The organism is Rufibacter aurantiacus (genome assembly GCF_017916345.1).
Lineage (GTDB): Bacteria > Bacteroidota > Bacteroidia > Cytophagales > Hymenobacteraceae > Nibribacter > Nibribacter roseolus.
In genome coordinates this window covers 608,467-634,044 of the sequence record NZ_JAFMSV010000003.1, presented here as the reverse complement: position 1 = coordinate 634,044, position 25,578 = coordinate 608,467, and the positions used below count along the sequence as shown (strand labels likewise).

Below are 25,578 nucleotides of genomic sequence, written 5' to 3'. Positions count from 1 at the left end.
CAAAGGCTTTGTTTATATTCTCTAAATAGTTCTTCACTGGTCTGCTAGCGTTCGTACTTAAAATACACCAGCGCACCATACACTATGTGCAGCATGCCAAATCCTATGGTCCAGGACAGCAGCCCATAACTCACAAAGAAGCTGGCCACCAGGCCAAGCACAATCTCAATAATACCCAGGTAACGGATGTCACTGATGGTGTACTTACTGCCATTCAATAAGGCCAATCCATAAAATACCAGCATGGCCGGGGCCACCAAATACAACAGGTTATGGTAAATCAGGACAGCGCAAAATACCCCGCCGGCGGCCAATGGAATGGTCAGGTTTACAGCCAGTCTCCTGGATTGGCTGTCCCAAACCCGATGGTTTTTTCTACGCGCATTCCGGACCGTAAAATAAGTGGCCGTACAAATACCCAGGAAAAGCACGGCAGCCGCAGTACCTAAGAGGAAGAGAATGTCCTGGCGGGTGAAAGAGCGGCCCAGGTCATCATAATAGTTGATGTTGCGCTGGCTAAAGTACCACTTCACCACAGCCGCTCCCGCAAGTGCCAACAGACCCGGGAAAACCCCGGATAATCCGCTGAGCGAGATAAAGCGGGAAGAACGATCCATGATGTTCCGGATCTCATGCAGGGTTTCTAGTTGCTCTTGCTGCTGGTTCATGTTAAAGTACTTTGCGTTTCAAAGTTACTTAAATATTCTTTCAACGCAAGTATTTTTTAAAAGATTAGTCCTGGAACATGGTCAATAGCCACTACCGTACCTAATTGGGTGAATCAGGTAGGTAGTAGTGACTGATTAAGGTGTAGAGTTGAGAGAATGTAATGCTTTTGCAGAATTGACATTAAAACGCGGAAGTTTGGCAAGGTGGTCAGCAGAACTCAAGGAAGAACCCTTCTGCTAAGCAGGTTTTTTAAAGAAACGCTGCTTTGTGGAGGCTATTTGAAATCTTGGTGAGCTATACACTAAATAGAAATCATGGAAATGAAGCAGATGTATCCAATGGTTGTAAATTTGCCTTTACCGCTGCAAAAAGTAGCTGATAACTGTGATGGCGTACTTGTTTCGGTCACCTATGAAGTGCTGGTCGTCAAATCTCACCAATCCATCTTTCCCTAAGTAAGTGTACACATTGAAAGGTTGTAACAAGTAGTGCAATTCCACCATTTCCACAATTCGCTTAAATAAAAGGTCTCCCTCCAGCATTTTTTCAGATTTTTCCATATAATAAAACAACTAATAATCACTATTTATATGGGATTGCGGAAGGAAAGTTGAAGGGGTAAATACTCGATTATTCTTGATAAATACTCATTTTAAGAAACCTGTGAAAAAGCTGTAGTTTATTTGGCTTTTGCATTCATCAATCGGTTTTCCCTTTTTAAGGAAGGCAGCTATTATAGGCTAAGTTTGACCTTCCACCTGAAGTATGGTAATTCTTCAATAGCCTTCATTCTGGAGGTAACCAATGCAGGCCTGCAATTCGCAGGCTTGGTCATTATTTCATTGGTTAGTCTGGAGCAAACCAAGATTAAAGCTTTGGGTAAAATGGAATTCAGGTTTAATCAAGTTTAATGCACCTGCCACCCATTACTTTCAAGCCATCGGGGAATTGTTTCCAAACCCTGAAGTAGCGGAATTTTCCTTGAATTGGGTTCCCCAACATGGTGCCTTTTGTATCATAGACCACCACTGCAAGAGCGGTATCACCAATGATTCTTACTTGCTCAAAGGTCGGGATTAGCTGCTCTACTTCCATTTCGCCGGCCCGGTGAGAGGCCAGGTCCATTTCTTTGGTAATGATTTGGCCATTGGGGGCCAGGAACAGCAGGTCTTTGTGGAGGGATTTTTCCAGGAACTTGATGTCGCTGTCTTTTATTCCTTCAATGAGTCTTTCCTCCATTCCTAAAATTTCAGGTTCGCTTATAATCATTGCCAGTTATTTTGGTTTTACAATCCAATTGAATTCAATTCTGGTTTCGCCTCAGTAAAGGTTTTGGAACGGCGATGTAGTTATTGTTCATAGCGATAGTCCATAAGAAGTATGCAAAGCCAGAAGGATCTCCTTAGCTTTTTACCCGGGTGAAATAGGGGATGGTTTCCAGATCGGCAGGGTAGTCTATGGTTATATTTCCTTTCCATATTTTGCCGTGCTGGTCTTGCCATTGGCCTTGGGGTAAGGCTATCTTGCGTGAGGCTGCACCTTTGGTCAGGATAGGGGCAATCAAATAGGTATTTCCTAACATAAACTGATCATTGATCTTCTCAAAGCCTTGGTTTGGGAATTCGTACTCCATCATGCGTACCACTGGCTCACCCTTTTGAGCGGCTGATTTTACCAACTCCATAATGATAGGCACAAATTTCTGGCGTAGAACAACGGCCTCTTTCACCGCCTTCACGTGCTTTTGGTCCAGTATCCGGAATGGGTTTACAGAGAACTGCATCATGGGCATAAAGGCATGGCACTGGGCAGACCTGACGATGAGCTCCTGGTCAATTTGCTTTAAGTCCAGAAAGGAACCGAACTCCCCGCCGCCAATCATATCTGGGCAGGAGAAAGGGTAACCCATTAGCCCCTGCAGTGTAATCTGGGGAATCAATTTCTGTAAATCCTCCCAGTTGTGGGCTTTGTCTGCCAGGCGTTGCGCCAGCGGTTCGCCGCCAACTTTCCAGGCCGCCCTGTACTCGTTCAGCGGGTAATCTATCCCCAGCTTATTAAACAGCATGCTCTGTTGGTGCGGAGAAATGTTGCCGTATGATTTCCCATCGTTGTAAAACCGGATATCACCAGCATCGAACTTAAAGCCATCCACGCCATACTTGTTTTGCAGGTAATCTAATCTGCCTTTGAACCACTTGGCCCCGTTTGGGTGGCTCAGGTCTATGACGGCGCTTATGCCGTTCCACCAATCCACCATCATAGGTTTTGTGCCCTCGCTATTCAATAGCAAGCCACCTGTCTGGATTAATTGCCGGTATTCACGGGAGTCTGGGCTCACAAACGGGCAAACCCAAAGCATCACCTTGAACCCCAGGCTATGGAGGGTATCCATCATGGCTTTTGGGTCAGGAAACTTATTCGCGTCAAACTCCCATACCCCATAGTCATGCTGCCAGGTATCATCAATCATGATAACTCCGGGTGGCATGCCGTTCTTAAGCATGGATTGGGCATAACCCAGCACATCCTTTTGGTTTTGATTGTAGGTCAGTTCTATCCAGGTGTTATACTGGGGGTTTCGGAACAAATCTGGATGAGCTACCTGGCCTTTGAAGGAAAAGTGTTTGGAAGCCACCTCTCTATAAGCTTCTTTCAGTGTTTTGCCCGCGGTCTGCACTATAAGATTGCCTCTTCCTTCAATCTCAATACCATTATCATTCACCACAAAGGCCACAGGTTCCTCGGTGAAAAGGTAGCGTCCCTTGCTGGAGATAAAAAGTGGTTGAAGTTGATTATACGTGTTGGCTTTCACCATGTCAAAGCCGAAGCCTTTAATCAGGGGCATCAAATGGCCTTTGTCAATTATGCCTACGTACCATGCTTCCCCTTTCTGGAATTTGATCTCGGTATTGTCTTGAGAATACGCCGATATTGCTAAAAAGAGCCCTAAAACCAGACAAAGTATTTTCATGGTGTGAAGCCGTTATGAAATCAATTGTTGTAATGGGTTTATAGCCGATGATGATGCTTGAGTAAAACCCAAGGGCTTCTTCAACAGCACTTCATCATCAATTGCCTTTTTGACTTTGTTTGAGCAAGAACAAACACTTTTATAAAGATTGCCCTAAATACTTGAAGCCAATATACAATTTCCTAGATGCTTCTCTAATGGATTAGATTGTCTGTTTAAATGAATTCGATAGACGTAAACAATTTGCCCTTATAAAGGAGCCGCCAACTCACGCTAAAAACAGGGTTAAAATTTAAGCGAGCCATTTATATAGACATTGTTGATAGAATACAATCACAAATAAAGTGTCTGCATTAAGGAAATGATACAATTGGGCGGAAAATTAAACAGATGTGACCTAGCCTCTGGTCAAGCAAGAATGAAACGGTTAAGCCAGGTGCCGCTACCTTTCTTGTAAACGGACAAAGGAGAGAGGTGAAGCCTATTTGTTCGGCCAGAGTATCCTTAGATTCAACGGCCATTTGCTTTCGCCCAGCGTTTTATCTCCTTCTTGTTTTCTGCTTTGCTTAAAATGCAGGAAGTTAGAAAAATTCAATTGTGGGTAGAATTATGCAGGACGGTCCGTTTACATACCAGCACATCATAATCCTGAAACTGCAGGCTGGCTTCAGGAGGGAGGAGTTTAGCCGGGGAGACTCCGTTGAAGGGGTTATTCTGTTGGCGCTCAGTTTTCGATTCTTGCTGACCCATCTGGAAGGATTCAACCTGGACCAAGCGTTTCTTCAGGAAGCTTCCTGGCAAGTAGACCTTCTGCAGTACGAGGCTTGCTCCATAACTTCTTCCCCTAAGCAGGATACGTATTCATACCTGAAGGCTTTTCATGACACCCGTAAAGTGTTTCTCAGGCTGCTATCCCAATTAGAATTGCCATGCCAGGTCTAGCTAGCATGAATTGTATAGTTTCATTCTCACTTTCATACCCTGCTGCGTTTTTGGTTTTAGGGGCGTTTTTAGTAAACTAGGGTAAATAACCTGCTAATAGGCTATAACTGAAAGCCCCTTCTGATCCCCCAAAAACAGCAATAGCGTTTGTCCAAATCTCAAACAATTAGGCAATGATAGACAAATTACCTTTTAAGGAGATTCCACCACCGGCCTTTGACAATGACTTTGTGTCCATTCTCCTTTTTGAATCGCGGTCCTTACTTGTATTGGAATGGAAGCGCCAGATTTCATTGGAAGAGCGAAAAGTAGGCTTCTGGAAGGGGCTTGAGTTAACAAACCAGTACCAGATCAAGAACTGGATCATTGATGATTTGCAGCTTTATATCATCAGTCCCGAGGAAAAAGAATGGGTGATTACCGAATGGACCACCGAAGCCTCTAAATCCTCTATCCTGAAACTGGGTGTGGTTTGCGCAGACTACTACCCAGCTTTGGTAGCGAACACAGAGTTCACTGATCAGGGTAAAGAGCAATATGAGTCAAAAGGCGTCATTGAGCACGAAGTGTTCACTGATTACACAAGTGCCCTTTTCTGGATTTATCCGGATGGTGCAGTTTGAGATTAAATCCCTGAGCGAAGTTTAGGGCTTGTTTTTCGCAAAGAAGCTATAAACTGCCAATTACTAAAATGAGGGAAGGGAAAAGCAGAAGGTTCTGGTTGTTGATCTGTGCCTTTTGGAGGGGTTAGGCAAAAAAATGCCTGCCGGTGACAAGTCGGCAGGCAAACAGACAAACAACAAAAAAACTGAAACAAGAAACTAACTTCCGCATGGGGGGCTACGGAAGACAACTCAAAAACTAATAGCGTATTCCAGGGTGTCCTGTAAGGGAATCAAATTCAAAGGTTCCTAAAAAGAATCCGTCCAGAACAAAGCCTTCAGACAAGGTAGTGGTAGAGAATTCCATTATATTTTTTGCAGAGGAAGAGGCAGAGATTGAGGTTTTGCTAAAAACAGTTTGGCTGGTCTGCCCACCGGGCTTCTTAGAAGCCTGTAAGCTTATTTGCAGGCTTACCTGGTTCTGAGAACTGTTTTTACTCCCTAACCCTAAGATGTCCATCTTCATTTGCTCTTTTAATATGGTACAATGATAGAGGGTCTCATGCTGCGGAAACAGGAAACTATTGCAGATTCTATAACTATAAAGTATAGTCTATGAAACAGGACAAAACAATGTCATTAGTAGGTTTATTGTTAATAATACCCTGTTGGAGCGAAAATGATAGGAAAATTTCGGCGTAAAACCTCTATTTTGTAACAGATTTGTGCCTGCTGTGGACAGTTATTTTGTTGCCTAAAACCTGAAGGCTAAAGATACTGGCGAGGAGAAAAGTGGCCGGGAAAGCTAAAAGCCACCAAGCTTCAATGGAGAAGCGTGCGTTAGCTAGCATTTTACCCCAGGAAGGTACATCCGCCGGAATGCCAATTCCCAGGTACGCCAAAGTTGAACCAACCCCCAGCAATCCCGAAGCAGCAAAGCAGAAGTTTGTTAAAATGGGTCCTTTTAAGGAAGGCAAAAGGTAATGGGTAAAAACCCGGTAGAAAGGTATGCCCAATGCCTGGGCTGATTCATAGTAAGAATCTTTTTTCAGCTGTAGAACGCTGGCCCTGGCAATGCGGGCCGGTAGAATCCAATAGGTTGCACAGATCCAACCCATCAGGGTGCCCAAAGAAAAAGGGGTGAAAGCCGTAAGCAGCAACAGTAAAAGCAACTTCGGTAGCGCCGACCATATATTGATGATCTTCTGTAGCCAATCATCCACAGCCAATGTGATAAATCTCCTATTCCCGGGTTTTACTGGGGAGCCTTCTTTGGTCAACAGAAGGTAGAGCCAAGGAAAACTGCTGCCGTAATAAACCCACCGGATGAGCGCTGATTCTGCAAAAACAGGCCAAAAATGTATGACAGGATACAAGATGCCGTAAACCGTTAAAAGTAAAACCAAGGCAAAGAACCTTACCAAAGGTATTCTCCAGCCGTGATTTCCTGCTATAGCGGCTATAGTTCCCAAGGCGACTCCAATCAAAGAGGCAACGACTAAGGGTGGAATGGCTAATAGCCAGGCCGTACGGCAACTAAGAAACAAGTAAAACAAAACGTCCCTTCCTAATCCGTCGGTGCCCAGGAGATGTTCAACCGTGGTGAAAGGTGGGAGGTAGGCTTGCTCTGGTATGGCCACCACCTGCTCACCCCGCAAAACCAGAATCTGGGAAAGAAGGGCCGCTACCGTGAAAATCAACAACCAGGTTAAGGATGCCTTTTCCGCCAGAGACATTGGGCTATTTGTTTTAGATCTCCCCATGATGCCCCTTAGTTGTTTCTCATTCTTGGGTCCACCCACCCGTACACCAACTCAGTAAGTCCTACTACCAACAGCCGGAAGGTTAATAGTGTGAGGGTTAGCCCTACCAGTACCGGGTAATCTGGGGTAAGAATGGATTGCGTTAACAGGCTGCCAATACCAGGTAATGAAAACGTTATTTCCACCACTAGAATACCAGCCATGAGACCAATGATTACTTCGCTCAATAAGGTAATGCTAGGAAGCAGGGCATTGGGTAAAAGATGTTTTAAGAGCGTTTTTTGAAAAGTAAGCCCTTTTGCCAGGGCGGTGCGTTGGTACAGGGCAGATGTTTGGGAGGCCAGGCTCCGGTGGAACTGCAGCGTTAAGTGCGGTATGATCAGCAGTGACACGCAAAGGCTCCCCAGCAAGATAGAAGGGGAAGCCATGGAAGCCCATAATCCATTGTTACCATCAGTTTCCAAAGAAGGATAAACAGAACCGCCCATCAGCAAAAATACCCCTAACAAAGAGAGGGCAATGAGAAAGGCAGGGATACTGTCAAGGACAAACAAAAATTGTCTTAATAGAAAAGTGAAGGTGCTAACCGGATTTTGGGTGAAGTAAAGACCGGCAAAGAAAGAAACTAAAAGCGCAGCGGTAAACCCTACCATTCCTAAAGCAATGGTAACGGCAACGCCTTCCTTTATTTTGGTAGTGACCAGTTCATAGTCCTGGGTAGAAGAACCAAGGTTGCCATGCAGAAGTTGGGTTAGCCAATGGTGGTAGATGTTGTCTCGGCCTTGCCATTCCAGGGTTGGAAGATAATAATGTAAGGGGGCCCGTTGGGCAACCAGGTTTTGCCACGCGGTGAGTAGCGGCCGTGCGTTTGCCTCTGGTAATGATCGTAATAACCTGGCTATTTCTTTTTCCAGGGATTTGCGGTCAAGAGAGGCATCAAGAGAAGTCCAGTAGAGTAACTTTTTTAACAGGGGGCTCTTTTGCTCAGGTGCTTGGGGTAGCCATTGTTGCCAAACGTGGTAGAATATGGAGGCCTCCGGGAGGCCGTGCCTTAAAACTGCTTTGTTGACCCAAGGCTGGTCGGCGGCGGAGGGTTTTAACTGATCCGCTAACCTCTGGCCCTGGAGTTTTACTTTAAAGTAAAAGAGTGGCTTGTCCAGGCCAGTTCTCCTTTGGTAGTCTGCTCTAAGGCTGCTTCGGGAAGCGGCATCCGCAGCACCATAGGTGGCCTGGTCAATTTCATTCATTCCTTTGGGCCCATGGCCGGCCGGCAGCAAACGAGCCATCATGAACACAATAGAGGCGGTAAGCCACAGCGAAAAGGCAAATTTCAGAACCTGAAAAGCTACATTCCGCAATGCCATCCCTTTTTATTTCTTGAAGGTAGCTTTGGTCAGATCATAACCTGGTTTCAAGCCAGAGATGATGACAGAATCTAATTTTTTTGACACCGCAATTTTATTTTGCTGGAAGTAAAGCGGGATAAGGTTGCTTTCCTCCTGCATGGCTTTTTGCAGCGATTTAAGTAAAAGTGCTTTCTCTGCCGTGTGTTCTTCCACGGCAATCTTTTCTAGAAGCCGGTCGGTTTCAGCGTTCCCGAATCCGGTTACGTTGGCGCCGCCCTCCTTGGCGTTGGAGGTGTGCAGTATAGGAATAAGGTTGTAGGAGAACGGGGTTCCCACCAAAGTCCTGAAATAAACATCAAACTTATTGCTCTCCAGCCTCTCGCTTATTTGGCTGCTTTCCAAGGCTTGGAGCGTAACTGGTATCCCTAGAGACTTAGCATTCTGCTGGAAAAGCAAACTCATGTTTTCAAAGTCAGAGTTTCCGGCCCTATACAGTAACTCTAATGTAAGGGTTTGTGGCCTACCATTGATTTTTTGCTGCCACCCAGAGGAGGTTTGCTGCCAGCCGGCCGCATGCAACAGAGCCCTGGCTTTCTCCTGGTCATACTTGACCAGAGGCAGCTCGGCGTTATAGAAGTTTTTTTCCTGGGGGTGCACCAAGCCCACGGTTGGTGTAGCCAGGCCACCCTGTACAGATGAGATAATCTGAGGAACATTCAGCAAATGGGCTAAAGCTTGCCTGGTCAATCGATTTTCCAGCTTGGGATTATGCCCGTTTACCCCCATATAAACAAAATCAAAGGAGGTAGGGGAATAGAAGTTGTAAACCTGCTGGTATTTTTCTTCCCGTTTCATTTCCTGAAAGGTGACCAATGGGATATTGTCCATGACATCCAGGGCCTGAGACTTCAAAGCCAGCAAGGCTGCAGCGTTATCTGGTAAAACCTGAAACAGGATGCGGGAGGGATTTGCTCTCAGCACAGGAGCCTGAGCTATTGCCTTGTTTCCCCACCAGGCTTTCTTTTTTTCTAAGACCAGAGACTGGCCCGTGCTCCATTTTTTGAGCATATATGGACCACTTCCTTTTACCAGGGCTGTATCCCTAGCCATACCGGGCTGGTTTATGGTAGAGGCAAAGGCTTTAAAGGTGGCCGTATTAGAGAGAGAGTCAAATTTTTGCCTGATCAACTGATAGGGAACAGAAGCCAATATTCCTTTCGGGTCATACTGATGCGCTGGAAGCACAAAAAAGTCCCCCGTCATCAATTTCATCTCAGGGGTATACCCTGAGCAGATAAGGGTGAACCTTTTAGGGCTGTTTTTTGAGAATTGAATGTCTTTGATAAAATCATATTGACCCCGCCAACGCTCATTGTCTAATAAGGGGCTGTGCAGCATCTTAAGGGAAAACGCCACGTCCTGTGCCGTCACCGGAGAGCCATTGTCCCACTTCGCTTCTGGCCTAATGGTAAACGTAAAGTAAGAAAGGGAGTCTTCCCGCCTAATGCTGGGCAGGTCTGCAGCCAAAAGCGGTTGAATGGAGTTGTTCCCTAAATCAACTGTCAATAGACTTTGGTAGATATAATTGAGAATCTGAAGCGCAGGGGCATTGCCATAACTTAACGGGTGCAATGACTCAGGGTCTTGGGCAAACCTTACTATTATGGTTGGTTCCTTGGAGGGAGAAGAGCAAGCTGAAAGCCATAAAAAAAGTAAGCTAAGGCTCTTTGCGCAGTATTTTTTCATATAGAGCAAGAAGTACAGGCATACGCCACGCTCAATATTACAAAACTTGCCTCAAATAGCCTTAGCCCAATGACTGAACTCATAAAGATAGAGGCTAATCTATCTTTTATATCTGTAAAAAAGTACTTAGTCTCTGGTATCCCAAGTTCCGGATCCGCCATAACCGGTTTCCCCTGAACCTGTGCCAGTACCTCCTGTAGTTGTAGTACTGGTGGTTGTCTGGGTAGTATAAGTAGAGGTGGTTGTAGAGGTTGTGGAATTGGTTTTGTTGCTATCTTCTTCTTTTTTTTCCGCAGGATTGTTTCCTGTTAAAACTGAGAGTTGTAAGAGCAGAGCGATAAGTAATTCTACCATGACGTTTTTAGGATTAAAGTATAAAACAAATGTAGGCTGAAGACACTCCGGAAATAAAGGAAACAATAAACCTCTACTTAACTATTAAAAAAAGTATAAAAAATATAAAAAAATATAGAAATTCTTTTTAATATAAATGTATTTAGCTTATTTGATCTTAAAAGAACCTTAAGATTCAAAGCAAAATATATTTTACAATTTATAGATAGATTGCAATTATTCAAAAAATAGGGTTTTAATAATCATAAGATTCACTTGAATTAAGTAGATGGAGGAACTGAAAAAAATTATACGCATAATAGAAAAGAGAGGAGGTATTTCTCCTCAGATTTTTACGAACAATTCCAAAGAGAAGCGACTTTATCTGGAAGTGGTGAAAGGCAATATTACAGATGAGGAATCAGCAAAAGCTATACTTTACGGAAATAATGATGAGAGAGATGGCTTGAAAATGATTAAATCAAGATTGAGAAAAAAGTTAATGAATCAGCTTTTTCTCATGGATGATAGGAGAGAGGGATTGCCGGCTTCTCATTCTGTAGAGCAGAATTGTTTAGCTAAGTTTTATCAGGCAAGGGTGTTGATGGATGCTGGAGGTAACGATATTGCCCTTCCGCTTTTAAAGCAGGTATTGGCTAAAACAGTAGAATACGATTTTAATTATATTTCTTCAATTTGCTTAAGACTTATTCTCCAGTCTTGTGTTAACTTAAAAGAGAAAACATTCTTTTATAAAGCCCTTAAACAACTGAATGAGTTAGCTCCTAAAGTGACTGCTGACCAGGAGTCTGAATTGCTTTTTTTGCAAGCTAATATTGAGCTAAGCAACTCTGTAGTAGCAAGAAAAAATTACCTGAAAAAAATTGATGAAGTCCTGGATAAAATGTTATCGTTATGGCAGCAAGCCCTTACTTTTGAGACATTTCATAACTATTACCGGCTATCTATCTGGTCGCATGAATTAACCGGTGATTTTGACAAAATTGTTCTGGTAACTAACATGTCAGAAAAGGTGCTTCAGGAGTACAAGTTTGTAGCTAACCGAATAGATATAAGATTTAATAAATTTATTCAGGTATACGCCCACCTAAGAGCCAAGAAATTAGAAGAAGGATTGATTCTGGCCAATACTTATCTTCCTTTATTCTCCACTTCCAGCAATAACTGGTTCGCTTACATGGAGAATTATACCTTATTAGCCATACACGCCAAGAAATATGAGGTGGCACATATGTTGCTGCACCAGGTACAGGAAAACCCTTTTATAAAGAAGATAAACAAATTGGCGCAGGAAAGATGGACCTTGCTGGAAGCCTATTTGCAGTTTATTGCCCCTCAGAAAGAAAGCCCTCTAAAATGGAAAAGTTTGGTGCAAAACGCACCATCTTACAGTAAAGACAAAGAAGGATTCAACGTTGCCATTCTTATTCTTCAGGTAATGTACTACCTTGAAATTGTTGATTTTGAAGCCTTGGAGTATAGAGTAGATTCTTTGAAAAAATATGCCCAACACCATTTTAAAGACAGTTTTAGCGAGCGTAGCCGTATTTTCTTTAAGCTCTTAACAGTGTTAGTTAGGTCAAATTTTGAATATTCTACAACCCATAAAAAAGGTCATTATTTATACCACAAATTGCAAAAAACACCCACGCCTGGTGATGCTTATGCCGAGATTGAAATCATTCCCTATGAGCATTTGTGGGAATTTATTTTGGAAAGGATTAAGAGGTCAGCCTTATATGTAAAATAAATACACAGTTTTATTTCAGAACTGAACTCTATAGCCCAGGTAGGGGTAAATGCCCAATTGGTAGTAAGTTTTGGCTTCATTCTGTTCCAGGTCCCAACCGTAATACAGTTCGTTTTTACGGTTAGTTAAGTTATCTGCCGCGGCAAAAATCCAATGGGTAGTTTTATGGGTGTTTAGTTGATAAGATAGCCTTAGATCAGTTCTGAAATATCTTCTTAACCTGGGGTGATAGGCATTGGCTACATCGTAGTAAATCTTATCGGTTTCCTCGTTTTTGGTTCTGATTTCATCAATGGGAATATATCTTCTTCCGCCGGCATAATTTACCCTTAGATCTAATGATAAATGGTGCCGGTTGGCTTGGTCTAAATGGAACTCCTTGCCAATCAAAAAATTAGATATAAAACCTATACTGAATGCCGTTGGTCTTTTTTGTCCATCTCCACCGGTAAAGGAAGACCTGAGAAAGGATACATTACCCAAAGCATAGATTCCTTTTTTGAGGAACCGTTCTGCCGTTAGTTCCAGCCCATAGTTTTTGCCTGTACCGGTACTAACCACGCTATCAACTGTCACAAAACTATAATCGGTGCCGAGATTAAGCATGGAGAAAGCTTCTTCCCCTTCTCGCTTACTAACCGGTACTTTGTAATGGTATTGATAGTACGTTTCGGCTTTCAAGCGCCAACTGTTATTGATATTGTAGTTATAGCCAAGTACAACTTGGCGGCTTCTGGTGAAGTCCAGTTGGTTATAGGGTTGGTTGAATTCGGGCTTTTCCTGTGAAAAGAAGCGGTATTCATAATACACCAAAGGTTGGGTTTGACTGTGCAAGCCGGCAGAGAGGTAAACCTTTTGAGCATTGGAGATAAAGTAATCCAGAGAGAGCCTGGGTTCTACTGATATTCTGTCTCCAATAGAAAACCTTTGGCTGTAGAGCCCGGCCTGAAAATCCAGACGGTTGGTGAGGGAAATTTTAGATAGGAGATAGGCTTGTAAAAGCGAGGCAGCGCCATTGGCATCCAGCGGAATCTCATATACATCCCTTTGGTCCTGGTACATGATCTCTTGGTTGTTGTAATACATCTTCTGCCAGGTTAAGCCGCTTTTGAAAAGAACCCGGTGATTTGGTTTATGGGTGACGTTAAACCGGGTAATCAGCTGTTTCTCAAAGTTGCGCAAGTAATAAAACAACCTGGAGGTACGGTTTCGGTAATTGGCGATACTGGTGGCCTCCACCTGGCTTCCAGAGGCTGAAATAATAAGCTCGGTTACTGTTTTAGGGATGTTGGAATAAGTATGATGCACCCCAAAGGCGTACATCTGGTTATACAGCGTAGGTTCAAGCCGGTACCTTACTTTTCCCCAGGTGGTGGTATCTGGGTCTATGTCATAGATGGTGACGCTGCTACTGCCCGCAATTCCCCAGGCCGTAAACTTGCCCGCTTTAGGGGTAGGCAGCACGAATTTAAAGGCGCCGTCCTGGTACCGGGGAAGTCCTTCGTAGCCCATGCTTACGCCAATCTTCTCCAGCGGCCTGAAAGTGAAAAGGCGCATACTTCCCAGAAAAGATCCACCCCATTTCTTCACCAAGGGCCCTTCCGTGACAACCTCCATTCCGTTCAGGCCCACCTGGATGGTATTCTCTACTTTCTTGTTGTTTCCTTCCCTCAGGCGCACATCCATGACAGCCCCTATACGGTTTCCGTATTCGGCCGGGAAGGCGCCGGTCAGGAAGTCTGAGTTGGCCAACAGGTTGTTATTGAGCATGCTGAAGGCCCCACCAGTGTTAGGAGTGAAGGTGAAGTGGTTGGGGTTAGGGATTTCAACGCCTTCCAGGCGCCAGAGAACGCCCAGAGGAGAATTACCCCTTACAATAAGGTCATTGCGTTGGTCAGAGGCGCTGGAGACACCTGCGTAATTTGCCGCCATGCGGCTGGGATCCTGGCGGGACCCGGCAAACCGATTGATTTCCTCTGTTCTAAGCGTGTGCACGCTGGAGGAGATAAGAAGGTTCTGGGGCAGCGTTTTATCCCGTTCTGCCACCACTACCACCTCGGCCTGCTGAATAAAGCTTTCCTCCAGTTGTACCTGCACGATTGTTTCCTTACCAGACACCACCATCACGTTGGAGATCTCGCCTTCTTTGTAACCCAAATAGGTGACCTTGAGGAAGTGCCTTCCTATGGGGATTTTCTCCAGCGTAAAGGAGCCATCTATGCCCGTACTCACTGCCTTTGTGGGCTCTACGGAAAGCAGCATAACCGTTGCCCCAATCAAAGGGGTTCTTAACCCGGCATCAATGACGGTACCTCTTATGGTTTGGGTATAAACTGGTAAGGGGCTGGAGGAACTAGCGACGGCATTTCTGGGCTTTAAAACAATCTGCTCTCCTATAATCTGGAAGGAAAGATCGGCACATCTGCATAAGGTCTGCAGCGCTTTTTCTAAACCAAGGGAATTGGCCGCGCAAGTAATAGGGGTGTTGAGCGCAAGTTGGCTGTTGCTGTACGAGAAATTCAAGGAATATCGCCTTTGCAGATCCTGAAGCACCTGGTCCAGTGGTTTACCCTGGTAATTAAATGAAACGGAGACCTCCGCCGGCAAATTCTGCGCTACTGACCTCGGGGAAGAAAGGATCAGGAATATGGCGCATAGAAATATGGGTAGATGTCTAAGCAAAGCCAGTATTTTGAAAGTTCAGGAAGGTTTGCAATGGAAATGCACTTTATCGCTAATTTCTGCATTTCAAGAATATTTACAAAATACTATAATTAAAATATAGTTAAGAACTGCCTTTCTTTCTGGCTTTTAATTGGTTTATGGTCTGTTTTTGAGATTAGAAGGGAAAAACATTCTCTACCTAAAATCTGTTTAGAGCCTGATTTTCAAAAATCACCCTAAAAACGAGCATTAGTCTTTTGCAGCAAATACCTAAGTAGGTACCTGCCGGACCTGAAAGTGAGATTTGAATAGGATTTGAATAGGAGAGGAGAAAAAAAAGCGGCTGCCCAGGGAAAAGCCTTGGGCAGCCGCTTTTTAGTTGTCATTGATTACTTTTCCGCTTCCGGAGGTGAAGGTGGAAATCAGGTGCGGATAGCCCCGGTAGTAGATACTTCCGCTTCCGGTGATGGTGGCATCCAAGGTTTTATCTACCCAGATCTGCTGAAAACCAGAACCGGTGGTTTTGGTTTTAGCCGTGTCTGCATGCAGGAAATACCCTTGTATGCTGCCAGAACCGGTGAGGGTGGTTTCCAGGTTATTGACAAAGCCTTCCAGATCAACAATACCGGAACCAGAGTTCTGGACATTGATCCGGTCTGCACTTCCAATGTACCTGATGGAGCCCGACCCTGCTAAATGAATAGTCAACAAACCAGAAGAAGGCACCGTTTGGATGCGCATCTGCCCAGAGCTTTTAAGCTCCGCCCCTGTTATGTCCGGCAGGGTAATGAATATATTGGTTTCTTCGTCTGCGTAATCAAGGCAGGATTCAGATCTAATGACCAGGGTGTTTCCTTCCACCTCAGTCATGATCTCTGGGAGCAGGTTGGCGAAACTTTGTACGCTCACCGACACTTTAGATCCGGCGGAAACATGCACGTTTCCGCCAATCCGCATGTCTACAGCCTTAAAAGAAGCTACATCCCTTGCTTCTGTTTTCGTCTCGCCGGTTCCTTTCTGGCACGGGCCATTGCCCAAAATGTCACAGGAGGTAAAAACGAAGACGTAAAAGCAAACCCAAAGGGAGTAGATTCCTTTTGAAAGAATAGTTGAGTTCACAATACTGGGCAGGTGATAGCTATTACTTGCAACCTGCGCCATCCAGGGTATAGGAACCGGCAGCGTTTTGGTTTACCTTAAGGTCTGAGGAGGCTTTCAAAACCGATAAGATCTCATCCAGTTCCGGGTTCTCAAACGTGCCGGTGAAGGTGCACGCCTGCAGGCTCTGGTTAGGAAATTCCACGGAAACTTTGAAGTACGCTTCCAATTGGTCGGCTACGGCCTTAATGGAGGTGTTCTGGAACACCAGCGCCCGCCAGGTGCTGGAAGAAGATTGTAAGGTTTGTTTTCGGTCTAGTTGGCCGTTGGCAGATAGGTGCCCGGTGTAACCAGGGGTGAGCAACACCTGCTTGTTGTCTTTCAGAGAAGAGAAAGCCACTTTGCCGGTAACTACCGCCACAGAGACATCGGTCTCGTTTTTATTTGCCCGAACATTGAAAGAGGTGCCCAAAACTTTGGTCTGGGCATTGCCGCTTTTCACAATGAAAGGCTGTTCAGGGTTTTTGCGGACCTCAAAGAATCCTTCACCCACCAGTTCAACCCTGCGCTCAGCGCCATTGAAGGCAGTGTGGTAACGCAGGACGGAATTCTCATTAAGTGTGACCTGGCTGCTGTCTGGCAGATAGATCAGTTGTCTCTGACCCTCGGCGGTGGCCACCTGAGTCCAGGCCACCGGGTCTGTATTAAACTGCAAATACCCTATCCAAGCCAATCCAGCAGCCAGTACGAAGGCCGCGGCATACTTGTACAGGGTATTCCAGGGAAAAAGCTGTCTCTCTACGGTTTCCTGAGGTGCCTCATAGGCGTGCGTCTCCTGAGGGATGAGCGGGATTACTTTCGTTTCAGTGGGGAAGTCTAATTTGGCGCTCAGTTTGTTCCAGGCTAGCTCTGCATCTGGGTTGAAGGTGTTGTTCTGTTCGGTACCTACTTCGTCCCAGACTTCCAGGGCTTCGGTCCATTGTTGCAGGTGGGCGTCATCCTCGTTCAGCCAGGCAGAAAACTCCAGCTGTTCTTGATCTGACAGTTCCCCCCGCAAAGCTTTAGCCATCAAGACCCATTCCGGGTTCTCGTGGGTATCAGGTTTTGTTTGTGTCATGGTAGTGTTAGTGTCGTGGTGTCTATATGACAGATAATAGGGGCGATACCCCTATCTCCACGATAATATTTTTAAGCTAATGTAAAAGTTTGGCTTGCCTACACTAAAGTGGCAAATAATGAAGGGATTATATATAGAAATAGCAGATGTTCCCGCAGAATGCGTAAGGCTTTTCCCATCTGGTTTTCCACCGTTTTAGGGGAAAGATCCAGCGTTTCGGCAATTTCTTTGTAGGTAAGCTCCTCAAAACGGCTCATTTCAAAGATGAGGCGGCACTGGGGCGGTAATTCGTTCAGGGCCTGTTGGATGCGCCCCTCCATCTCCGTGCCTGCCAGCAGTTCCATGGTAGTGTTGGCAGATAGGGTAGATTCAAAAGGAGAGGTGTCCTCAGACAGGACCAGCCGTTTCTGCTTCTCAATGTAGTTCAAGGCCTGGTTTGTAACCGATCTGACAAGGTACGCCTTGTAGGAGGTGCTGATTTCCAGTACCTCGCGGTTCTGCCAGATTTTGCAGAAGACTTCTTGCACTAAGTCCTCGGCTGCCTCGGTGTCTTTGGTGAAACGCACAGCCGTTCTACAAAGCAGGGTATAGTACTGCTTGAACAACGTCTCCATGAAAAGCGTCTCGTTGGTTTTGAGCAGGGTGTGCAACTCCTGGTCTTGGGTAAGTAGAGGTGTACCCATATGCATAAGGTTAAGTGTACTGCAAAGATAAAAGAACCTGTGTGCTATCCTATATTTTCGTCTTAAAATCAAAGAACCATACCGGTATATTTGAGTATTTTGCTTAACTAGAACCCCAAACTGAGTTTTACCCCGGCAGTTCTGCCTTTATGATGCAAACCACAAAGAAAAATGACCCTAAAGTAATGAGAGCCTGGTGCTTTTATGACTGGGCCAATTCCGTTTACTCGCTTGTTATTACCACTGCCATTTTCCCTATTTACTATGTGGCCCTCACCAAAGGAAACAGGGGAGACCTGGTCAGCTTTTTCGGGTTGGAGATCTCTGCTTCGGTGCTGTACAGCTACGCCTTGACCGGGGCCTTTCTCACCATCGCCTTTTTGAGTCCTCTGCTCACAGCCATTGCGGATTACGGCGGAAATAAGAAGAATTTCATGCGCTTTTTCTGCTACATGGGCTCTACCGCCTGTATGGGCTTATTCTTCTTTACGCAGGAGACCTTTTCCATCTCGCTGCTGCTTTTCATGGTAGCCGCCATAGGGTTCAGCGGGAGTATCGTTTTCTACAATTCCTACCTGCCGGAGATCGCCACCGAGGAGAACTTTGACAAGCTGAGCGCCCGTGGTTTTTCTTTGGGCTACATAGGTAGTATGATCCTTTTGATCATTTCCCTGGCGCTGGTGCTTTTCCCGGGTGTGGTGGGCATTGAGGACGAGGGTCTTCCCGCCCGTATTTCCTTCCTGATGACCGGTTTGTGGTGGTTTGGGTTTGCCCAGTATTCCTTTGCCTACCTCCCCAACAACCGCAGCCCGAAGGAAAAGGAAGGCGGTTACCTGCTCAACGGCTTCAGGGAACTAGGCAAAGTATTGAGCATGCTGAAGGACCTGCCGCTGCTCAAGCGTTTCCTGATGGCCTTCTTCTTCTATAACATGGGCGTGCAAACCGTGATGTACGTGGCCTCCCTGTTTGGCTCCAAAGAGCTGAACCTGCCGGATACTGCTTTGATCACAGTGCTGCTCATCATTCAGGCGGTGGCCATTGGCGGGGCTTATTTCTTTGCCTGGCTATCTGGAAGGGTGGGGAATACCATGGCCCTGATGTGGGCGGTTATGGTCTGGGTGGGTATTACCATCGGGGCTTATTTTGTGACTACCGGCAATCAGTACTACGTGCTGGCTTTTGTGGTGGGCGCGGTAATGGGCGGGGTGCAGTCGCTCTCCCGATCCACCTACAGCAAGCTCCTACCCGAGACCACGGACCACGCCTCGTTCTTCAGCTTCTATGATATCTGCGATAAAGTAGGCCTTGCGCTGGGAACACTCTCTTTTGGCATCACCGAGCAGATTTTCGGGTCTATGCGCAACAGTATCCTCACGCTGCTGGTGTTCTTTGTGCTGGGGCTCATTATCCTGTTTTCCATCAGAACACGCAAATTGGCTCCAGTACCGGCCACGGTGGCCTAAACAAAAAGGTCTTTTAAAATAAAAAGGGCATCCAACTACTTGGATGCCCTTTTTATTTTTGGCCTGTTATTAAGGAAAAACTTTTAAAACGTTATTTCTGCCCGTAGACCTTTTCACCGTTGAGATAGGTGCTGATCACCTTAACTCCTCTAATAGCCTCGGGTTTGATGGTCATGATGTCCTGGTCAAGTATCACGAAATCGGCTACCTTGCCGGGCTCCAGGCTGCCTTTCTGCTTTTCCTCAAAGTTGGCGTAAGCGGCCCAGATGGTCGTGCCCCTCAAAGCTTCTTCGCGGCTCAAGGCATTCTCCATCTGGAAACCTCCAGTGGGGTAGTTCTCAGCGTCTTGCCGGGCAATGGCCGAGTGGAAACCGAACAATGGGTTGATGTGCTCCACCGGGAAATCCGAACCCAGCGGCAGGATGTTATTCTGCTGCAGCAACGCTTTGAAAGCATAGGCGTGTTTCACCCGGTCCAGCCCCAGTCGATCCTTTGCCCAGTACATGTCTGAAGTGGCGTGGGTAGGCTGCACCGACGGTAAGATGCTGTACTTGCCAAACATCGGCACATCGGCCGGGTTCACTACCTGGGCGTGCTCAATGCGCCAACGGCGGTCATTCTTACCCTTCAGGTTGTCTCCGTAGATCTGCAGGATAACCCGGTTGGCAGAATCCCCGATGGCGTGGGTGTTCATCTGGAAATTGTGCTTATAAAGCTCGGCTGCCAGGTCTTTGTAGGCCTGCACCGTCTCCAGCAGAAAGCCGGTTTCATTTGGCCGGTCATTGTATGGGTGCAGCAAACAAGCTCCTCTGGAACCTAAAGCCCCGTCTCCGTATACCTTGAAAGATCGTACAGTTAGCCTATCTGTGGTGTAAGGCCCGTTTTTAAAAAAATGGGCTTTATTCTCCGCCGTAGGGCTGAGCATGGCGTAAATCCGCACGCGTAGCTCGTCTTTTTTCTGCAGGGAGTCCAGAAGGTCCACTGCGTCTTTGGGTAATCCAGCGTCCACCACGGTGGTGATACCTACTTTAAAAAGGTTCTTTTCCGCTTGCTTTAGCATTTGGGTGAGCTCCTTTTTGGAAGGCGAAGGGATTTTGGCAGCTACCTGGTTTGCGGCATTGTCTATTAAAATACCAGTAAGCTTTCCGTTGGCCACTTCCACCTTACCGCCCGTCATGGTTGTTTGCGGAGTTATCCCAGCCAGATCAAGTGCTTTCTGGTTTGCCAATTGGGCATGGCCGTCTACACGTTCAATAAGGACGGGAACATCTGGGAAAAGCGCGTCCAGGGTGTCTTTGGTGGGGAACTGTTGCACCTTCCAGTCATTCTGGTCCCAGCCACGGCCCGTCAACCACGCCGCTTGCGGATAAGCTTTGCGATGGTTTTGAAGTCGCTGCACAACTTCGGCGAAGGAGGTGGTGCCAACCAAATCGGCATCGCGTTGGTTTATAGCATAGCCCATAAAATGCGCGTGACCGTCAATCAGGCCGGGGTACACCGGTTTGCCCTGCGCATCAACTTCCTGATCGGCTTTATACTTTTCGCGCAAGCCATCGGAGGTGCCCACCTCCAGGATTTTCCCGTCTTTCACCGCAAAAGCCTGCGCTTTGTCAAAGCCGGCGTTCACGGTGTACACATTGGCATTGTAGACCAGCAAATCTGCTTTTTCGCCCCGGCTACAGGAAGATAGGAGGGACAGCCCGAAAATAGCGGACAGTCCTAGATAACCCCACTTTCTATTCATAGCGCAGGTGTTTCACAGATTCACCGGAGTCGCGAAGCTCCAGCAATGCGTCAATCCCTATCTGAAGGTGTTTGGTCACAAAATCTGCGGTGATTCTCAAATCGCTCTCGGCAGTTTTCACGCCGTCTGGGGTCATGGGGTTGTCTGATACCAGCAAGAGGGCGCCGTGCGGGATATCGTTCATGAAACCTACTACAAATATGGTAGCCGTTTCCATGTCCACGCCCAAGGCCCGGATGGACCGCAGGTATTCCTTGAACTCCTCGTCATGTTCCCACACGCGGCGGTTGGTGGTATAGACAGTCCCGGTCCAGTAATCCATCTCGTGCTTTTTGATCATGGACGATACGGCCCGCTGGAGACGGAAAGAAGGCAAGGCCGGGATTTCCGGTGGAAGGTAATCGTCTGAGGTTCCCTCCCCCCTGATAGCCGCGATGGGTAGAATCAGGTCACCCAGTTTGGCTTTTTTCAAGCCCCCGCATTTGCCCAGGAACAAAGCCGCCTTAGGCTTCACTGCTGAAAGCAAATCCATTACCGTGGCCGCCATGGCGCTCCCCATCCCGAAGTTGATGATGGTGATGTTCTGGGCGGTAGCGGTCTGCATAGGTTTGTCTGAGCCCTTGATCTCCACCCCGAATTGATCCGCGAACATGACCACGTAATTGAGGAAGTTGGTCAGGAGGATATATTCCCCAAACTCATTTAGCGGCCGCCCGGTGTAGCGGGGCAACCAGTTCTCTACAATCTCCTGTTTGGTCTTCATAGTTTATTTTGGTTCTATTTTGACAAAATCGGTGCAGAAACAACTGCTCTGCTTTCAGGTTTGTACTTTTGGGCTATGGAGCAGCTTTCTTTACCGGCGTATTCTTACAAACTTAAGGATTCTGAAGGGAAAACCTTTATTCTTGACCAGGTTAGGCGCAAATATGTGGTCCTGACTCCAGAGGAATGGGTACGGCAGCACATCATCCATTTGTTGCACGCACACCTGAATTACCCTCTGGCATTGATGAGTGTGGAGCGTGGCACCAAATACAACACACTGCAAAAACGCACTGACCTAAGGGTCTACTCTACCGAAGGCTCGCCGCTATTGTTGGTGGAATGTAAAGCCGTGCACGTGCCAATCACCGAGGCCACCGTACGGCAAGTGGCTGTTTATAACCAAACCATCGGGGCACCCTACCTGATGGTCAGCAACGGCCGTGACCATTACTGCTGGCACGTGCACAATGAAACGAAGCAGATTACGCCTATTCCGGTTTTGCCCTCTTTTCAGGAAATCGGGCTATAAACAGGTTAGTTGTAAACCCTGTTGTCAATTGATTTATTTAGTTGATAGACAGGGGTAAATAGCCTTCTTGTTTTAGATTTACTTTGGGTAAAACATTCAAAAAATATGGGCAAACAAAAAGGCCGCCCCTTCAGAGAAGAGGCGGCCTTTTTTTATGAATAAGGGAGATTAAGCCAAAACTTCAGCTACATCTGTCAACGGCAATCCGAAAGCCTCGGCCACGCCTGGGTACACTACTTTACCGTCTACCACGTTCAAGCCGAGTCTCAGTTCATCGCGCTCCTGGCAAGCTGCTTTCCAACCTTTGTTAGCCAGTAACAAGGCGTAAGGCAGGGTAGCGTTGGTGAGGGCAAGGGTAGAAGTGTAAGGAACCGCACCTGGCATGTTGGCCACGCAGTAATGCACCACGTCATCAATGATGAAGGTTGGGTTCTCGTGGGTAGTAGGCTTACATGTCTCGATGCAACCTCCCTGGTCAACGGCTACGTCTACCAACACGGTACCCGGACGCATGTCTTTCAGCATCTCGCGGGTGATCAGGTGAGGGGCTTTCGCGCCGGGGATCAATACTGCCCCGATGATGAGGTCAGCGGTTTTAATGGCTTCCTTGATGTTGTAGTGGTTAGACATCACGGTGGTCACGTTGGCTGGCATGATATCATCCAGCTCGCGCAGACGTTTCAGGCTGATGTCCATGATGGTCACATTGGCTCCGAAACCGGCAGAGATCTTAGCTGCCTGGGTTCCTACAATACCACCACCAAGAACCAATACGTTGGCTGGCTTCACACCGGGTACGCCACCCAACAAGATGCCGCGGCCCTTCAGGGGTTTCTCCAGGTATTTGGCACCTTCTTGCGGCGCCATACGGCCCGCCACTTCACTCATAGGCACCAGCAAAGGAAGAGAACGGTCTTTCAGCTCCACGGTCTCGTACGCCAGACAGGTAGCCTTGCGCTGAATCATGGCGTGGGTAAGAGGCTCGTAAGAAGCAAAGTGGAAGTAAGTGAACAATAATTGGCCTTCTTTGATAAGGTTATACTCCTGCTCAATAGGCTCTTTCACTTTCACAATCATCTCGGCAATGCCGTACACTTCCTCAATGGTTGGAAGGATGTTTGCGCCAGCAGTGGCATATTCCTCATCTGAGAAACCACTGCCTTCACCGGCAGTAGCTTGTACATACACAGTATGTCCGTTCTTTATAAATTCCGCCACGCCACCGGGGGTGAGGGCCACGCGGTTCTCGTTGTTTTTTATCTCCTTCGGAAGACCAATAATCATTTGCGATTTTTTATAAGGTGGTGAAAAAGTGCACAAATATACACCAACCACCTATGAGATTTGCAACCCCAGACCTATTTTAATTAACGTTTGTTTGGTTCAAGACAGTTTTCAGCCTCATTTTATAAACAAGGCTGTAAAACTAAGATAAAATGATATAACTATGACTTTTCAAATTTGACTATTGCGGGAATGCGCTTCTTTGTTGATGTTGAGATGGCAACACTATTATATTAATAGGTAGGTATTTGCAGCAACTTACCTTCTTCTATAGCTTTCCGGTCCTTTTCTATCCTTTTCTTCCTGTTGACTAAACTTTCACCATCGCATATCTTCCATTCTTTATAGACGGCTTCATCTCTGATGATGAAAAAGCTGTGCTCACCCCATTCTGCACCAGAGGATGAGTATAGCCTTGCCTTAATGGTTTGGTTGTGCCAGTAACTATTGACCTCTTTGTGTTGGATATGGCCTGTCTTTTACGGTGGTGAATGACATAGGCTGTCCAAATTTGGCGGCCAGTTTTTCCCCTAGTTTAATAGGGGCCTCACACTTGAGGCTGAACAGTTTTCCATTGAAAAAATGGAGAAAGATCTCGGTGTATTCGTCATCCCCAATTAAGAGGCGATCAAGGTAAAATACGCGGGAATTGGGGCAGGTAGTAGATTCCCGGTGGGCTTTGTTAAGAAAAAAAATGGTTGTTTACTACCTCCGCGATGTTGGTTCCTTCAAACTCCATGGGTCTAATCTGTAGATCCGTTACAGGGATCTTTGCACCAGGATTCAGAGAGTCTTGGAGGGTAAGCATAAATGTTACTTTTGTTTCCCCTATTTTGAAGGGGCCTATACCACTAATGGTGGTTTGCTTAACCGGCGCTTCTGCTTCAACAATAGGTTTTGCCGCAGCTTTTTTCTGCTGGGCTTGGGTGACCAGAGAGGTAAGAAATAGTGAAATAACCAATGGTAATAGTTGCCTCATGTTTTAACTCTGTTCTTTGCTAGAATATAATATTAGTTATTCTGGACAGAAAGCAGACCTACAGTTGTCCTGATTGTTATGCTGTAAGGCTGAATTTTAGTACTAAAAGGCTGTATAGTATTGATACGGGCATAAAAAAAGGCAGCAACACTGTTACTGCCATTAGTACAAAATAAAACTATGAAAAAACTATTTAAAAGGCACTGACGCCTTGTTAACCTTAACTGAACTTTGCTTTGCCAGGCTATCTACCACTTTGGCCTTTAGGGTAAAGGCAGGCGTAGCGCCGGTGATGTCGTTTGAAACAAGCGTTACTGTCTCAATTCTGTCCTGTAACACCTGAGGACTATAGGTAAGTTCCAACTTTGCAGATTGTCCTGCTTTTACTACAGAAGGGCTCATTTTGAAGGCCACACAGTTGCAGGCAGTCTGAATTCCGGTCACATTCAGGTCTGTTTTACCAGTGTTTTTGATGGTGAATTTAGCGGTGGCTTTCTGGCCTTTTTCCAATTTCCCGAAATCATAGGTGGAGCTGGCCACGTCGATCTTTGGGGATTTGGCCACTTCCTCAGCGGTGTGGGCTGCAGGGGCGGGCGCCGCATCTTTAGGAACTACGGTTCCTTTGATGAAAAGAGACTGGGTCTCTGGATTGCCGTTTGAGGTAATAGTCAACGTTTTGCTGAAAGCACCAGGACGGCCAGCGCTGTTGTAACCTGCTTTCACCACGCCGGTTTTGCCTGGTAAAATTGCCTCTTTGGGCCATTCTGGGGTAGTACATCCGCAGGAAGCCTGTACATGCGAAATTACTACCGGCTGATTTCCAGTATTCTTAAATTTAAATTCGTAGATAGCTTGTACGCCCTCGGTAACATTGCCAAAATCATGGGTGTCTTTCTCGAAGGTAAGCACTCCCTGGGCCGAAACCATTCCTTGGGTAAGTACCACCAGGGCAAAAGCGAGCAGTAGATAGATTTTTTTCATAATTCTTTAAGATTGTATCAGTTTTATGGCCCGTTAAGTGAGCTAACAAAAATAATAAAAATTAGTTCGGATAACTACTAAAAATCAATTCCCGGACCAGAATCAAAGCCATGGCATTTGAAAATGGG

General features: G+C 46.2%; 23 protein-coding genes. 5 read left to right on the top strand and 18 right to left on the bottom strand.

What is annotated here, in order from left to right:
- Positions 1-44: 44 nt before the first annotated feature.
- The 4 genes from J3P34_RS13200 to J3P34_RS13185 form a co-directional block, all read right to left on the bottom strand.
- Positions 45-668, bottom strand: coding sequence for a hypothetical protein (locus J3P34_RS13200; protein WP_210489135.1), 624 nt, complete (start codon positions 666-668; stop codon positions 45-47).
- A gap of 357 nt (positions 669-1,025) precedes the next feature.
- Positions 1,026-1,229: a hypothetical protein gene (locus J3P34_RS13195; RefSeq protein ID WP_210489134.1), complete on the bottom strand. Its 204-nt coding sequence runs from the start codon at positions 1,227-1,229 to the stop codon at positions 1,026-1,028.
- Positions 1,230-1,566: 337 nt separating this feature from the next.
- On the bottom strand, positions 1,567-1,908 hold the full coding sequence (locus J3P34_RS13190) for a nuclear transport factor 2 family protein (RefSeq protein WP_210489133.1): 342 nt from the start codon (positions 1,906-1,908) through the stop codon (positions 1,567-1,569).
- 163 nt (positions 1,909-2,071) lie between these two features.
- Complete coding sequence (locus J3P34_RS13185; RefSeq protein ID WP_210489132.1) at positions 2,072-3,640, bottom strand: glycoside hydrolase family 31 protein; 1,569 nt, start codon at positions 3,638-3,640, stop codon at positions 2,072-2,074.
- Between the two features lie 597 nt (positions 3,641-4,237).
- On the opposite strand from J3P34_RS13185, the gene J3P34_RS13180 reads away from it, so the two are divergent.
- Positions 4,238-4,582, top strand: coding sequence for a hypothetical protein (locus J3P34_RS13180; RefSeq protein WP_210465113.1), 345 nt, complete (start codon positions 4,238-4,240; stop codon positions 4,580-4,582).
- A 173-nt stretch (positions 4,583-4,755) separates the two neighbouring features.
- Complete coding sequence (locus tag J3P34_RS13175; protein WP_210465112.1) at positions 4,756-5,205, top strand: hypothetical protein; 450 nt, start codon at positions 4,756-4,758, stop codon at positions 5,203-5,205.
- 238 nt (positions 5,206-5,443) lie between these two features.
- On the opposite strand, the gene J3P34_RS13170 is transcribed toward J3P34_RS13175, so the two are convergent.
- From J3P34_RS13170 to J3P34_RS13150, 5 genes are all read right to left on the bottom strand, one after another.
- The gene (locus J3P34_RS13170; RefSeq protein WP_210489131.1) at positions 5,444-5,710 is read right to left on the bottom strand and encodes a hypothetical protein; all 267 of its coding nucleotides are present in this window, start codon (positions 5,708-5,710) and stop codon (positions 5,444-5,446) included.
- A gap of 181 nt (positions 5,711-5,891) precedes the next feature.
- Positions 5,892-6,920, bottom strand: coding sequence for an ABC transporter permease (locus tag J3P34_RS13165; RefSeq protein WP_210489129.1), 1,029 nt, complete (start codon positions 6,918-6,920; stop codon positions 5,892-5,894).
- A 35-nt stretch (positions 6,921-6,955) separates the two neighbouring features.
- Positions 6,956-8,311, bottom strand: coding sequence for an ABC transporter permease (locus J3P34_RS13160; RefSeq protein WP_210489128.1), 1,356 nt, complete (start codon positions 8,309-8,311; stop codon positions 6,956-6,958).
- Between the two features lie 6 nt (positions 8,312-8,317).
- On the bottom strand, positions 8,318-9,859 hold the full coding sequence (locus J3P34_RS13155) for an ABC transporter substrate-binding protein (protein WP_210489127.1): 1,542 nt from the start codon (positions 9,857-9,859) through the stop codon (positions 8,318-8,320).
- A gap of 306 nt (positions 9,860-10,165) precedes the next feature.
- Entirely contained in the window at positions 10,166-10,393 is a 228-nt protein-coding gene (locus tag J3P34_RS13150; protein ID WP_210489126.1) for a hypothetical protein, read from the bottom strand.
- A gap of 268 nt (positions 10,394-10,661) precedes the next feature.
- Between J3P34_RS13150 and J3P34_RS13145 the strand changes: the two genes are divergently transcribed.
- A complete protein-coding gene (locus tag J3P34_RS13145) occupies positions 10,662-12,143 on the top strand; it encodes a hypothetical protein (RefSeq protein WP_210489125.1) in 1,482 nt (493 codons plus the stop codon).
- 15 nt (positions 12,144-12,158) lie between these two features.
- Here the strand turns inward: J3P34_RS13145 and J3P34_RS13140 are convergent, their stop codons facing one another.
- The 4 genes from J3P34_RS13140 to J3P34_RS13125 form a co-directional block, all read right to left on the bottom strand.
- The gene (locus tag J3P34_RS13140) at positions 12,159-14,750 is read right to left on the bottom strand and encodes a TonB-dependent receptor (RefSeq protein WP_345890372.1); all 2,592 of its coding nucleotides are present in this window, start codon (positions 14,748-14,750) and stop codon (positions 12,159-12,161) included.
- Between the two features lie 432 nt (positions 14,751-15,182).
- Positions 15,183-15,968 carry a head GIN domain-containing protein gene (locus J3P34_RS13135; RefSeq protein WP_282597083.1) on the bottom strand — a complete coding sequence of 262 codons (786 nt, stop codon included), beginning with the start codon at positions 15,966-15,968 and terminating at the stop codon, positions 15,183-15,185.
- Positions 15,949-17,022: a FecR family protein gene (locus J3P34_RS13130; protein WP_210489122.1), complete on the bottom strand. Its 1,074-nt coding sequence runs from the start codon at positions 17,020-17,022 to the stop codon at positions 15,949-15,951. Before J3P34_RS13130 ends, J3P34_RS13135 begins: the two co-directional genes overlap by 20 nt.
- A 98-nt stretch (positions 17,023-17,120) precedes the next feature.
- A complete protein-coding gene (locus J3P34_RS13125) occupies positions 17,121-17,705 on the bottom strand; it encodes an RNA polymerase sigma-70 factor (protein WP_210489121.1) in 585 nt (194 codons plus the stop codon).
- Positions 17,706-17,854: 149 nt separating this feature from the next.
- Between J3P34_RS13125 and J3P34_RS13120 the strand changes: the two genes are divergently transcribed.
- Positions 17,855-19,168: an MFS transporter gene (locus J3P34_RS13120; protein WP_246853698.1), complete on the top strand. Its 1,314-nt coding sequence runs from the start codon at positions 17,855-17,857 to the stop codon at positions 19,166-19,168.
- 91 nt (positions 19,169-19,259) lie between these two features.
- On the opposite strand, the gene J3P34_RS13115 is transcribed toward J3P34_RS13120, so the two are convergent.
- Together J3P34_RS13115 and J3P34_RS13110 are read right to left on the bottom strand one after the other, a co-directional pair.
- The gene (locus J3P34_RS13115) at positions 19,260-20,912 is read right to left on the bottom strand and encodes an amidohydrolase (RefSeq protein WP_210489120.1); all 1,653 of its coding nucleotides are present in this window, start codon (positions 20,910-20,912) and stop codon (positions 19,260-19,262) included.
- On the bottom strand, positions 20,905-21,675 hold the full coding sequence (locus J3P34_RS13110) for an AMP nucleosidase (RefSeq protein ID WP_210465101.1): 771 nt from the start codon (positions 21,673-21,675) through the stop codon (positions 20,905-20,907). Before J3P34_RS13110 ends, J3P34_RS13115 begins: the two co-directional genes overlap by 8 nt.
- A gap of 75 nt (positions 21,676-21,750) precedes the next feature.
- Between J3P34_RS13110 and J3P34_RS13105 the strand changes: the two genes are divergently transcribed.
- Positions 21,751-22,206 (top strand): type I restriction enzyme HsdR N-terminal domain-containing protein, encoded by a 456-nt coding sequence (locus J3P34_RS13105; RefSeq protein WP_210489119.1) that lies wholly within the window; start codon positions 21,751-21,753, stop codon positions 22,204-22,206.
- 168 nt (positions 22,207-22,374) lie between these two features.
- Here the strand turns inward: J3P34_RS13105 and ald are convergent, their stop codons facing one another.
- From ald to J3P34_RS13090, 3 genes are all read right to left on the bottom strand, one after another.
- On the bottom strand, positions 22,375-23,490 hold the full coding sequence (gene ald, locus J3P34_RS13100; RefSeq protein WP_210489118.1) for an alanine dehydrogenase: 1,116 nt from the start codon (positions 23,488-23,490) through the stop codon (positions 22,375-22,377).
- Positions 23,491-24,172: 682 nt separating this feature from the next.
- Positions 24,173-24,469: a hypothetical protein gene (locus tag J3P34_RS13095; protein WP_210489117.1), complete on the bottom strand. Its 297-nt coding sequence runs from the start codon at positions 24,467-24,469 to the stop codon at positions 24,173-24,175.
- A gap of 189 nt (positions 24,470-24,658) precedes the next feature.
- Entirely contained in the window at positions 24,659-25,450 is a 792-nt protein-coding gene (locus J3P34_RS13090) for a DUF1573 domain-containing protein (protein WP_210465097.1), read from the bottom strand.
- Positions 25,451-25,578 lie beyond the last annotated feature (128 nt).

Coding starts and splice junctions, on each gene's coding strand:
- J3P34_RS13105 (WP_210489119.1), top strand. CDS start 21,751: ATGGAGCAGCTTTCTTTACCGGCGTATTCTTACAAACTTAAGGATTCT.
- J3P34_RS13175 (WP_210465112.1), top strand. CDS start 4,756: ATGATAGACAAATTACCTTTTAAGGAGATTCCACCACCGGCCTTTGAC.
- J3P34_RS13115 (WP_210489120.1), bottom strand. CDS start 20,912: ATGAATAGAAAGTGGGGTTATCTAGGACTGTCCGCTATTTTCGGGCTG.
- J3P34_RS13125 (WP_210489121.1), bottom strand. CDS start 17,705: ATGGGTACACCTCTACTTACCCAAGACCAGGAGTTGCACACCCTGCTC.
- J3P34_RS13200 (WP_210489135.1), bottom strand. CDS start 668: ATGAACCAGCAGCAAGAGCAACTAGAAACCCTGCATGAGATCCGGAAC.
- J3P34_RS13090 (WP_210465097.1), bottom strand. CDS start 25,450: ATGAAAAAAATCTATCTACTGCTCGCTTTTGCCCTGGTGGTACTTACC.
- J3P34_RS13150 (WP_210489126.1), bottom strand. CDS start 10,393: ATGGTAGAATTACTTATCGCTCTGCTCTTACAACTCTCAGTTTTAACA.
- J3P34_RS13195 (WP_210489134.1), bottom strand. CDS start 1,229: ATGGAAAAATCTGAAAAAATGCTGGAGGGAGACCTTTTATTTAAGCGA.
- J3P34_RS13110 (WP_210465101.1), bottom strand. CDS start 21,675: ATGAAGACCAAACAGGAGATTGTAGAGAACTGGTTGCCCCGCTACACC.
- J3P34_RS13190 (WP_210489133.1), bottom strand. CDS start 1,908: ATGGAGGAAAGACTCATTGAAGGAATAAAAGACAGCGACATCAAGTTC.
- J3P34_RS13170 (WP_210489131.1), bottom strand. CDS start 5,710: ATGAAGATGGACATCTTAGGGTTAGGGAGTAAAAACAGTTCTCAGAAC.
- J3P34_RS13120 (WP_246853698.1), top strand. CDS start 17,855: ATGATGCAAACCACAAAGAAAAATGACCCTAAAGTAATGAGAGCCTGG.
- J3P34_RS13160 (WP_210489128.1), bottom strand. CDS start 8,311: ATGGCATTGCGGAATGTAGCTTTTCAGGTTCTGAAATTTGCCTTTTCG.
- J3P34_RS13095 (WP_210489117.1), bottom strand. CDS start 24,469: ATGAGGCAACTATTACCATTGGTTATTTCACTATTTCTTACCTCTCTG.
- J3P34_RS13145 (WP_210489125.1), top strand. CDS start 10,662: ATGGAGGAACTGAAAAAAATTATACGCATAATAGAAAAGAGAGGAGGT.
- J3P34_RS13165 (WP_210489129.1), bottom strand. CDS start 6,920: ATGTCTCTGGCGGAAAAGGCATCCTTAACCTGGTTGTTGATTTTCACG.
- J3P34_RS13130 (WP_210489122.1), bottom strand. CDS start 17,022: ATGACACAAACAAAACCTGATACCCACGAGAACCCGGAATGGGTCTTG.
- J3P34_RS13135 (WP_282597083.1), bottom strand. CDS start 15,968: ATGGCGCAGGTTGCAAGTAATAGCTATCACCTGCCCAGTATTGTGAAC.
- J3P34_RS13185 (WP_210489132.1), bottom strand. CDS start 3,640: ATGAAAATACTTTGTCTGGTTTTAGGGCTCTTTTTAGCAATATCGGCG.
- ald (WP_210489118.1), bottom strand. CDS start 23,490: ATGATTATTGGTCTTCCGAAGGAGATAAAAAACAACGAGAACCGCGTG.